Origin of the sequence: Pseudomonas parasichuanensis (genome assembly GCF_021601385.1) — a bacterium.
In the GTDB taxonomy this organism is placed as follows: Bacteria; Pseudomonadota; Gammaproteobacteria; order Pseudomonadales; family Pseudomonadaceae; genus Aquipseudomonas; species Aquipseudomonas parasichuanensis.
In genome coordinates, this window is sequence record NZ_BQHO01000066.1 from 1 (window position 1) to 10,383 (window position 10,383).

Genomic DNA, 10,383 nt, shown 5'->3' on the forward strand with positions numbered 1-10,383 from the left:
ATCATTTCCATACTGATCACCCTGTGTTCTCCTGCTCAAAAATTGAGCAGAAGCAGTTGAACACCTGGGTCAGTTTTCAGTCGGCAGAACAGCCTCTACTGGGTCAGTTTTCGGTCAGCGGCAACAATGGTATGGTCTGTGCGTTCTGACTCGTCAAGGATCGGCCAATGGATCGTTTGTCTAATTTGCTCTCGCGGTTCGGCGTGCGGGCCAATCTGTTCTATGACGGCGACCTATGCGGCTCTGCATCTTACGATGGCGCCGAGCGGCGAGGTTATATCCATCTGCTTCAGGCCGGCAGCGTGACGTTGCTTGGTCCCGATCGCAAGGATTTGCAGCTCACTCGCCCTAGCTTGATTTTTATGCCACGCCCCGCCAAGCATCAATTGTTTGCGGGTGAGTCCGATGGCGCAAAGTTGTTGTGTGCTTCCATGGAGTTTGAGGGCGGAATTGATAATCCTTTGTCGGCTTCATTACCGGACTGTTTGGTGCTCGCACTCGATGATCTGCCCATGCTGGCAGACACGTTGGAGTGGATGTTTGCCGAGGCGGCAAATGTGCATTGTGGAAGGGAAGCCGCGCTTGAGCGCTTATTTGAGCTCCTAATCATTCTGTTGCTCCGTTACCTGCTCGATCATCACCAGTTGCGCACCGGAATGATGGCTGGACTGGCCGACATGCGGCTTGCCCGATCGCTTTTACAGATGCACAACTCCCCGGAACATGCCTGGTCAATAGCAGAGCTGGCCAGTGAGTCAAATATGTCACGCGCTGCGTATGCCGTGCATTTCAAGAGTGTCATCGGACAGACGCCTGCTGATTATTTGTTGAGTTGGCGAGTTAGCCTGGCTCAGAAGCTGATGCGAGAAGGGCGCTCGATTACGCTGATTGCAGCTCAAGTCGGCTACGAAAGTCCTTCGGCGCTGTCTCGCGCATTTAGACGCAAGACGGGGTTGAGCCCTCGTGACTGGTTGAAAGATCTGGCGGGGGAAAATGATGGCAAAAAGGCCTAAGGCATTACTGCCTTAAGCCATTGAAAAAATTATGCATTAATTTTACGTTTTTCCAGTTCAACCAGCGAATGGCCTGCCACAAATATCGAAACAGCAAGCAACCCTAAGTCTTTAAGCAGAAACTGACCTGGCGCAACGGAAATCGCCGGAAACCCTAAACTAGGCTCAATGACGCCCGGAGTGGAAAACATAAAGCTAAGGGTTGTGAAGAACAGGCCTGCAGACAGAGCGCCTCCTACCACGGATAGTTTGGGCGACAGCATGCGGCCTGCGATCAGAGTGCCGATCGAAATCTCTAGTATGCCGAGCAGGCTGGAGAACATGTCGACCGAAAAAATGCTATACACCCATCCCAAAAGCGGGCTGTTGCTCACCAGTGGAACCAGGCCCTCGGCCTCGTAGTGGGTAAATTTCATGCCGCCGAACCAGAAGTAAATAATAGCGAGAGCCAAGTACGCGCCATAGATACCTAGCCCCATAGTTTTGGTTCCAAGCGTTAAGTGGGCCTGTACGCTGGACTTCGAGTTTTCAATGCCTATGGTTTTCATGTCTGAGCTTCCAGTAGTGAGTGAGAGTGTGTTGGCTGCCGAACGCCGTATGCGTTGGCGATGAGATGATTATGGCTGGCATCTCTAATCAAGAGGCATCAGAAAGTATTGATTTCAGTGCAGATCGTCTTGGGCGGTGCAATTCGCGATGAAGGGGGTCGCCTCAGAAAACGGAAAATAAAGCACGCTAAGCCGGTTGCAGCGGTCGTAGCGGCCTGAACTTGCCCGCGCCGATCTTGGCGCTGCTGCGCCAGAGGTAATCGCCGGTGAGGTTGATGTGCTCCCAACCGAGCGGCGACAGGTACTGCAACAGCGCGTCATCAACGGCATGGCCGTTGCCACGCAGCGCGTGCGCAGCCCGTTCCAGATAGACCGTGTTCCACAACACGACGGCAGCCGTTACCAGATTGAGGCCGCTAGCCCGGTAGCGCTGCTGCTCGAAACTGCGGTCGCGGATTTCACCCAGGCGGTTGAAAAACACTGCCCTGGCCAGCGCATTGCGCGCCTCGCCCTTGTTCAGGCCGGCATGCACGCGGCGGCGCAGTTCCACGCTTTGCAGCCAGTCCAGGATGAACAGCGTGCGCTCGATGCGGCCCAGCTCGCGGAGCGCCACGGCCAGGCCGTTCTGGCGTGGGTAGCTGCCGAGCTTTCGGAGCATCAGGGAGGCCGTCACCGTGCCCTGCTTGATCGAGGTGGCCAGCCGCAGGATTTCGTCCCAATGGGCGCGGACGTGCTTGATGTTGAGCGTGCCGCCGATCATGGGTTTCAGCGCGTCATAGGCGGCGTCGCCCTTCGGGATGTAGAGCTTGGTGTCGCCCAGGTCGCGGATGCGCGGCGCGAAGCGGAAGCCCAGGAGGTGCATCAGGGCGAAGACGTGATCGGTGAAGCCCGCCGTGTCGGTGTAATGCTCCTCGATCCGCAAGTCGGACTCGTGGTACAGCAGGCCGTCGAGCACGTAGGTCGAATCGCGCACGCCGACGTTCACGACCTTGGTGTGAAATGGCGCGTACTGGTCAGAAATGTGGGTGTAGAACGTCCGCCCTGGGCTGCTCCCGTATTTCGGGTTGATGTGGCCGGTGCTCTCGGCCTTGCTGCCGGTGCGGAAGTTCTGGCCGTCCGACGATGAGGTGGTGCCGTCGCCCCAGTGCTCGGCGAAGGGATGGCGGAACTGTGCGTTGACCAGATCGGCCAGCGCCGCCCCGTAGGTTTCGTCGCGGATGTGCCAGGCTTGCAGCCAAGCCAGCTTGGCGTAGGTCGTGCCGGGGCAAGACTCCGCCATCTTGGTCAGGCCCAGGTTGATCGCGTCGGCGAGGATCGTGGTCAGCAACAGGTTCTTGTCTTTGGCCGGGTCGCCCGATTTCAGATGCGCGAAATGCCGAGTGAAGCCCGTCCATTCGTCCACCTCCAGCAGCAGTTCGGTGATCTTGACGTGCGGCAGGATCATTGCCGTCTGGTCGATCAGCGCTTGGGCGGTGTCGGGTACCGCCGCGTCGAGCGGCGTGATCTTCAAGCCTGACTCGGTGATGATGGCGTCCGGCAGCTCGTTGGCCGTCGCCATACGGTTGACGGTGGCAAGCTGTGTTTCCAGCAGCGTCAGCCGGTCGTTCAGGTACCGGTTGCAGTCGGTGGCCACGGCCAGCGGCAATTCGCTGGCCTGCTTGAGGCTGGCGAATTTCGCGGGCGGCACCAGGTAGTCCTCGAAGTCCTTGAACTGGCGCGACCCCTGCACCCAGATGTCGCCGGAACGCAACGCGTTCTTCATCTCCGACAGCGCGCATAGTTCGTAGTAGCGCCGGTCGATGCCGGTGTCGGTCATGACCAGCTTCTGCCAGCGCGGCTTGATGAACTCGGTCGGCGCGTCGGCGGGCACCTTGCGGGCGTTGTCGCTGTTCATGCCGCGCAGCACCTCGATGGCGTCGAGCACGTCCTTCGCGGCGGGAGCGGCCCGCAGCTTGAGCACGGCAAGGAATTCCGGCGCGTAGCGGCGCAGCGTGGCGTAGCTTTCGCCGATGCGGTGCAGGAAATCGAAGTCCTCGGGCTGCGCAAGCTTCTGCGCTTCGGTGACGCTCTCGGCGAAGGCATCCCAGGACATGACGGCCTCGATGGCGGCGAACGGATCGCGGCCCGCCTGCTTGGCCTCGATCAGCGCCTGGCCGATGCGGCCGAACAACCGCACCTTGGCGTTGATCGCCTTGCCGGACGCCTGGAATTGCTGCTGATGCTTGTTCTTGGCGGCGTTGAACAGCTTGCCCAGGATGCGGTCGTGCAGGTCGATGATTTCGTCGGTGACGGTGGCCATGCCCTCGATGGCAAGCGCCACCAGGGTGGCATAGCGTCGCTGCGCCTCGAACTTGGCCAGGTCGGCGGGCGTCATCTGGCCACCCTCACGGGCGATCTTGAGCAGGCGGTTCTGGTGCACCGACCGCTCGATGCCAGAAGGCAGGTCGAGCGCCTGCCACGCTTTGAGGCGTTCGATGTGTTCCAGCATGTGCCGCGAATTCGGTTTGACGGGCGATTGGCGCAGCCAGGCCAGCCAGGTCGTTTTGCCGTTGTCCCGACGCTTGAGCAGATCGTCGAGGCGGCGGCGATGCGCGTCCGACAGCGGTTCGGCCAAGGCATCGTAGATGCGCCGGTTGGCGCGGGTGATTGCTTCGGCGCTCGCCCGCTCGACGGCGTTGAGGGCAGGCAGAATGACCGACTGCTGCCGCAGGTGCTCGATCAAGGTGCTGGCCAGCACGATGCCCTTGTCGGTCTGCAAGGCCATCTCGGTCAGCAACTGGACGGCCTGCCGGTAGTGGCCCATGGTAAAGGGCTGGAAGCCGAACACCGTTTGCAGTTCGACCAGGTGCTCGCGCCGGGTCTGCTCCCGCTGCCCGTATTCGTCCCAGCTTTCGACGCTGACCTTGAGCTGGTCGGCGACCAGTTTCAACAAGGGCGGAAACGGCGGCTCATCGACGCCCAGGATGACACCAGGAAAGCGCAGGTAACAGAGCTGCACGGCGAAGCCCAGCCGGTTGGCCGGGCCGCGCCGCTGCCGGATGATGGAGAGGTCGGTTTCGCTGAACGTGTAGTGACGGATCAACTCATCCTTGGTGTCCGGCAACGCCAGCAGGCTTTCGCGCTCGGCGGCGGACAGGATTGAACGACGTGGCATATTTACTGATCCGTTCTCAAGTATTGATACAGGGTTTCGCGACTGATTCCGAATTCACGAGCCAGCTTGGTCTTTTGCTCGCCAGCCTCGACACGTTGGCGCAGTTCGGCAATACGCTCAGACGACAGGGATTTCTTCCTGCCACGGTAGGCCCCGCGCTGCTTGGCGAGCGCGATGCCCTCGCGCTGCCGCTCGCGGATCAAGGCGCGTTCGAACTCGGCGAACGCGCCCATTACCGACAGCATCAGGTTCGCCATCGGCGAGTCCTCGCCGGTGAAGGTCAAATGCTCCTTAAGGAACTCGATGCGTACGCCGCGCTGGGTGAGGCCCTGCACCAGGCGGCGCAGGTCGTCGAGGTTGCGCGCCAGACGATCCATGCTGTGCACCACGACCGTGTCGCCTTCGCGCACGAAGGCGAGCAGCCGTTCCAGTTCGGGCCGCCGTGTGTCCTTGCCCGACGCCTTGTCGGTGAACACTTTATCCACCTGGATCTGTTCGAGCTGCCGTTCTGGGTTCTGGTCGAAGCTGCTGACGCGGACGTAACCGATGCGCTGACCGTGCAAGGTATCCTCCTGAGGGAAATGTGTCAGGAAGAAATCTATGACCCTTGACGGCGTATGTCAATCAATTCGGAAGGCAACTCTATTCTGACGATTTAGCGCCGGATGGTCTGACGCCAAGTTAGGGTATGCCTTAAATTGACGCTTCGACATGAGTTGTGTATTAGATATAACTTATTGTAGTATTTGTAACATTAATCATCTTTTTGACGAAGGAGCCCGTGCTTGAGCTTTCTTGCCCTATTCGTCAGCCTGCCCACCAAGGCATCGACCGGCCGCATGCGCGTCTGGCGTTCTGTCAAAGCGCAGGGCTGCGCAACGCTGCGCGACGGGGTCTATCTGCTGCCCGACTCGGCGGACAGTGCGGCGACGCTGGGCGAAGTGGCGGCGCAGGCGGTGGAAGTCGGGGGCAGCGGCCAGGTCTATCGACTGTCGGGGTGTGACGAAGCTCAGAAGGCCGCGCTACGCGCCCTGTTCGACCGGGGCGAGGAGTACGCCAGCATCGCCGAGGAGATCAAAGCGCTCGGGCGTAACCTGGCATCCCCGGACGGCGCCGATGCCATGCGCAAGCTCCAGCCGCTCGTGCGCCGCTTCGAGCAGGTGAACCGCATCGACTTCTTCCCCGGCGAGGCGCAGCGGCAGACCTTGAGCCTGCTGGACGACCTGCGCGACGCGATCACCCGCCGTATGTCTCCCGACGAGCCGACCGCCCGGCAGACGGATATTCCGCGGCTGAACCGCGCCGACTATCAGGGTCGGACCTGGGCCACGCGGGCGCGCCCGTGGGTGGACCGACTCGCTTCGGCCTGGCTGATCCGGCGGTTCATCGACCCGAGCGCGCGCATCGTCTGGCTGGCGAGTCCCTCCGACTGCCGCAATGGCTGGCTCGGCTTCGATTTCGACGGCGCCGCCTTCAGTCATGTGGGCACCAAGGTCACCTTCGAGACGCTGCTGGCGAGTTTCGGACTTGATTCCGCCCCTGCACTGGTACGCCTGGGCAAGCTCGTGCATTGCCTGGATGTGGGCGGGCTGCCGGTAGCAGAAGCGCTGGGCATCGAATCGCTGCTCGCCGGCTTGCGCGCATCGGAACCCGATGACGACGCGCTGCTTGCCCGCGCGTGCGAAATTTTTGATTGGCTATTGAAGAGTTACGAGGACAAAACAACGTGAACGCCCCGACCAGTCCTCAGACCGCCGCGCAACCACGCCCGGCCCGTCCGTCTTTCTGGGACATCACCCAAGACGACCTGCTGCTGGCCGCAGGCTTCGGCCGTATTCGACGGCTTGTTGGCCAACTTCCGTATTTGACTGGTTACTGTTGAACTACAAGGAGAAGATCTATGAGCGTTGCGAATGAAGAGTCGTATCGCCCGAGCAAGGCGACGGATGCCACGACTGAAGCCGTCCCTCCACCCATGAGCTACCCACAGCTCTTCGCGCGCTTCCTCAAGTTCGGCTTGCTCGCATGGGGCGGGCCTGTGGCTCAGATCGACATGTTGCGCCGCGAGCTCGTGGACGAGGAACGCTGGATCTCCAGCAAACGCTTCAACAAGCTGCTTGCGGTGATGCAGGTGCTGCCCGGACCCGAAGCGCATGAAATATGCGTTCATTTGGGCATCCGAGCAAAGGGGCGGCTGGGGGGCGTGCTGGCGGGACTCGGTTTCATGCTTCCCGGATTCTTGCTGATGTTCGCGCTGTCCTGGTTGTACTTCCAGATTGAATTCGTGGGTACCGCGCTGGGCGCGGCGTTCCTTGGCGTGCAGGCGGCTGTGATCGCCCTGATCGTGCGCGCCGTGCACCGTATCGGCGAGCACATCCTGCTTGATCGCTGGTTGTGGGTCATTGCCATCGTTTGCGCGCTGGCAGCCATAGGTCGTGTCGACTTCTGGATCACCCTGCCGGCGGGCGGCCTTGTGTACGCCCTGCTCGTGCTGAATCATCGGGCCTCAGCGCTCTTGGTGACACTGGCGGCGGTGGCGCTGGCCGCGGCCGTGGCTTTGTGGGCTGCACCGACAGCGAAGCTTGTGGAAGCGGTCGTTCAGGGCCAGGCCTCGGTGCTGCTCATCTTCGCGTCGGGCCTGAAGGCCGGCTTGCTTACCTTTGGCGGCGCCTACACAGCGATTCCGTTCGTTCGCAACGACGCCGTCGGGCGCGGATGGATGACGGATGGGCAGTTCCTGGACGGCCTGGCGCTGTCCGGTGTGCTACCGGCACCGCTCATCATCTTCGCCACGTTCGTCGGCTATGTGGCGGGGGGGCCGATCGGGGCGGTGGCCATGACGGTGGGTGTCTTTCTTCCGGCCTTTGCGTTCTCGCTGATTTTCTACGACCGGCTGGAGGCGATCGTGGAGAACAAACGGCTGCACGCCTTTCTGGACGGCGTCGCGGCTGGGGTAGTCGGCCTGATCGGCGCAACCACCATCGACTTGGCGCAGGTCACTGCTGAACGTGTCCCATCGTTGACGGTGGGCATGTCGATCTTCGCCGCAGGCTTGGCATTCCTTTATGCCTGGAAGAACAAGCTCAACGTCGTCGTCGTGATCCTCGCGGCGGGATTGGCGGGGTGGCTGGTGTTTCCGAACCAAGGCTGAACCTGATCGAGTCAGCCTTCGTCGCGCCGTTTCCGATCCACCTTGCTGAGGAAGCCAAGATGCCTTACTTACTGAAGCCTCTTTCATGCGATCCGGCCAAACTCACCGGCCTGTCCGAGAAGCTGATCGTCAGCCACTGGGAAAACAACTACGGCGGTGCGGTAAAGCGCCTCAATGCCATCGAGCAGCGCCTGGCCGAACTGAACTGGGCCAGCGCCCCGGTGTTCGAGATCAACGGCCTCAAGCGCGAGGAGATGATCGCCAGCGGTTCCATGATCCTGCACGAGGTGTACTTCGATTCCCTCGGCGGCACGGGGGGCGACCCCGGCAGGGCTCTGAAGGCGGCCATCGAGCGGGACTTCGGCTCCGTGGACGCCTGGCGCGCCGAATTCACGGCCATGGGCAAGGCCCAGGGCGGCGGCTCCGGCTGGACCCTGCTGGTGTGGAGCCCGCGCCGAGGGCGTCTCGTGAACGCCTGGGCCGCCGACCACGCCCACAACTTGGCCGGGGCCACGCCTCTCGTCGCCCTCGACATGTATGAGCACAGCTACCACATGGACTTCGGCGCCAAGGCCGGGGCCTATGTGGACGCCTTCATGCAGAACCTGTCCTGGACGGCGGCCGAGGCTGTACTTGCCAATGTGGAGGGCGGAGCATGAAATGGATCACCCGCGAACGGCCCAAGATCGACCGCATCGCCTGCCCCTGGCTGGTGGCGCGCTTCATCGACGAGGCCCCCGAGTTCCTCTACGTGCCGGCCGGCGACGTGATGCGCCTCGCCGCCGACACCGACGCGATCCCCTATGACGTGCCGAATGTCGAGCTCGGCCACCACGACGACCGCTGCAGCTTCGACGCCTTCATCGAGAAGTATCAGCTCATTGACCCGGCCCTGAACAAGCTGGCGCTGATCGTGCGCGCCGCCGACTGCGGCCAGCCCCAGCTCGCGAAGGAGGCGGCCGGCCTGCTGGCCATCTCGAAAGGGCTGTCGCTCAACTTCGCCGACGACCACGAGATGCTGAAGGCAGGCATGGTGATGTACGACGCGCTCTACGCCTGGTGCGCCGCCACGCCCCTGAAGAAGATCGCGCGCTGCTCGGGCTGAAGTGATGCTGCTGCCCGCCGGGGCCGCGCCCGAGGCGCGCCTGCTGCTCGCCGGCCGGGCGCTGCGCGCCTTCACCGACGGTTATGTCGCCATCCTGCTGCCGGTCTATCTGCTGGCCTTGGGGCTGGGCACGTGGGAAGTCGGACTGATCAGCAGCGCCACCCTGTTCGGCTCGGCGCTGGCGACCCTGGCGGTCGGCCAGTGGGGCCATCGCTTCCCGCAGCGCCGGCTGCTCCTCGCCGCCGCTTGGCTGATGGCCGCCACCGGTCTGCTGCTGGCCGGCCTGGGTGGCGTTGGCAACTTCTGGCCGCTGCTGATTGTCGCCTTCGTCGGCACGATGAACCCCAGTGCCGGCGACGTCAGTGTCTTCCTGCCACTGGAACATGCCCGGCTGGCGGAGGCGGCGCAGGGCGAGGCGCGCACCTTCCTCTTCGCGCGCTACACCTTCGTCGGCGCCTTGTGCGCCGCCGCTGGCTCGCTGGCGACGGCCATCCCGCAAGTCCTGACGGATGCCGGCATGGCCCAGCTCGACGCGTTGCGCTTCATGTTCGTCGCCTATGGGCTCATTGGCGTGGCGATCTACTTTCTTTACCGCACACTGCCGAACCACCCGGTCCATGCGCAGGCGGCGCCGCCCGCACCACTGGGGCCTTCGCGCGGCATCGTGATCAAACTGGCGGCGCTGTTCTCGGTCGACGCCTTCGCTGGCGGGCTGCTGGTGCATACGCTGCTGGCGCTGTGGCTGTTCGAGCGCTTCGACCTCTCGCTCGCCGCCGCCGGACAGTTCTTCTTCTGGGCCGGACTCCTTTCGGCCGGTTCGCAACTCGCCGCCCCCTGGGTGGCGCGCCACATCGGCCTCGTCAACACGATGGTGTTCACCCACATCCCGTCGAGCATCTGTCTGATCCTCGCCGCCTTCGCCGACAGTCTGCCGGTGACGCTCGCGCTGCTGTTCCTGCGCAGCGCCCTGTCGCAGATGGACGTGCCGACGCGCTCGGCCTTCGTCATGGCCGTGGTGACGCCGGCCGAGCGCGCCGCGGCGGCGAGCTTCACCGCCGTTCCCAGGAGCCTCGCTGCCGCAGCGAGCCCCGCCATTGGCGGCGCCCTATTCGCCGCCGGCTGGCTGGCGGCGCCGCTGGTGGCCTGCGGCCTACTCAAGGTCGTCTATGACGTTGTGCTTTGGCGCGCTTTTCGGAAGTACGAGGAACCATCCTCTTGAGAGCGCTCGCGCGCAAGCACATGGCGCGGCTTAGCGTACGATTTTTTCCGAATTCTGCGGGCTCCCCTATGTTGATTCGCCCAGCCGTGAAGAGCTGGAACGTTACTTCCACCTGAGCGATGAAGACCGTGAAGCCATCCAGGTGCTGCGGGGTAACCATAACCGTCTGGGTTATGCCGTTCTGCTGACCACC

General features: G+C 62.5%; 10 protein-coding genes. 7 read left to right on the forward strand and 3 right to left on the reverse strand.

Annotated elements, in window-relative coordinates:
* Nucleotides 1-167 precede the first annotated feature (167 nt).
* Nucleotides 168-1,013, forward strand: coding sequence for an AraC family transcriptional regulator (locus L6D77_RS26820; RefSeq protein ID WP_003464995.1), 846 nt, complete (start codon nucleotides 168-170; stop codon nucleotides 1,011-1,013).
* Between the two features lie 29 nt (nucleotides 1,014-1,042).
* Here the strand turns inward: L6D77_RS26820 and L6D77_RS26825 are convergent, their stop codons facing one another.
* From L6D77_RS26825 to L6D77_RS26835, 3 genes are all read right to left on the reverse strand, one after another.
* A complete protein-coding gene (locus tag L6D77_RS26825; protein WP_003464991.1) occupies nucleotides 1,043-1,561 on the reverse strand; it encodes a YkgB family protein in 519 nt (172 codons plus the stop codon).
* Between the two features lie 187 nt (nucleotides 1,562-1,748).
* Entirely contained in the window at nucleotides 1,749-4,715 is a 2,967-nt protein-coding gene (locus L6D77_RS26830; protein ID WP_001138070.1) for a Tn3 family transposase, read from the reverse strand.
* A gap of 2 nt (nucleotides 4,716-4,717) precedes the next feature.
* Nucleotides 4,718-5,278, reverse strand: coding sequence for a recombinase family protein (locus L6D77_RS26835; RefSeq protein WP_003124096.1), 561 nt, complete (start codon nucleotides 5,276-5,278; stop codon nucleotides 4,718-4,720).
* 222 nt (nucleotides 5,279-5,500) lie between these two features.
* On the opposite strand from L6D77_RS26835, the gene L6D77_RS26840 reads away from it, so the two are divergent.
* The 6 genes from L6D77_RS26840 to L6D77_RS27650 all read left to right on the forward strand — a co-directional run.
* Entirely contained in the window at nucleotides 5,501-6,445 is a 945-nt protein-coding gene (locus L6D77_RS26840; protein WP_069017348.1) for a chromate resistance protein ChrB domain-containing protein, read from the forward strand.
* Between the two features lie 170 nt (nucleotides 6,446-6,615).
* Nucleotides 6,616-7,866, forward strand: a complete 1,251-nt coding sequence (chrA, locus tag L6D77_RS26845) for a chromate resistance efflux protein ChrA (protein ID WP_139121098.1) — start codon at nucleotides 6,616-6,618, stop codon at nucleotides 7,864-7,866.
* Between the two features lie 59 nt (nucleotides 7,867-7,925).
* Nucleotides 7,926-8,525 carry a superoxide dismutase gene (locus L6D77_RS26850; protein WP_069017347.1) on the forward strand — a complete coding sequence of 200 codons (600 nt, stop codon included), beginning with the start codon at nucleotides 7,926-7,928 and terminating at the stop codon, nucleotides 8,523-8,525.
* Nucleotides 8,522-8,971 carry a chromate resistance protein ChrB domain-containing protein gene (locus tag L6D77_RS26855; RefSeq protein ID WP_054881236.1) on the forward strand — a complete coding sequence of 150 codons (450 nt, stop codon included), beginning with the start codon at nucleotides 8,522-8,524 and terminating at the stop codon, nucleotides 8,969-8,971. Before L6D77_RS26850 ends, L6D77_RS26855 begins: the two co-directional genes overlap by 4 nt.
* A gap of 4 nt (nucleotides 8,972-8,975) precedes the next feature.
* Nucleotides 8,976-10,190: an MFS transporter gene (locus tag L6D77_RS26860; protein ID WP_054881235.1), complete on the forward strand. Its 1,215-nt coding sequence runs from the start codon at nucleotides 8,976-8,978 to the stop codon at nucleotides 10,188-10,190.
* Between the two features lie 40 nt (nucleotides 10,191-10,230).
* On the forward strand, nucleotides 10,231-10,383 hold a 153-nt coding region (locus L6D77_RS27650), incomplete at its 3' end, for a DUF4158 domain-containing protein (RefSeq protein WP_373870650.1).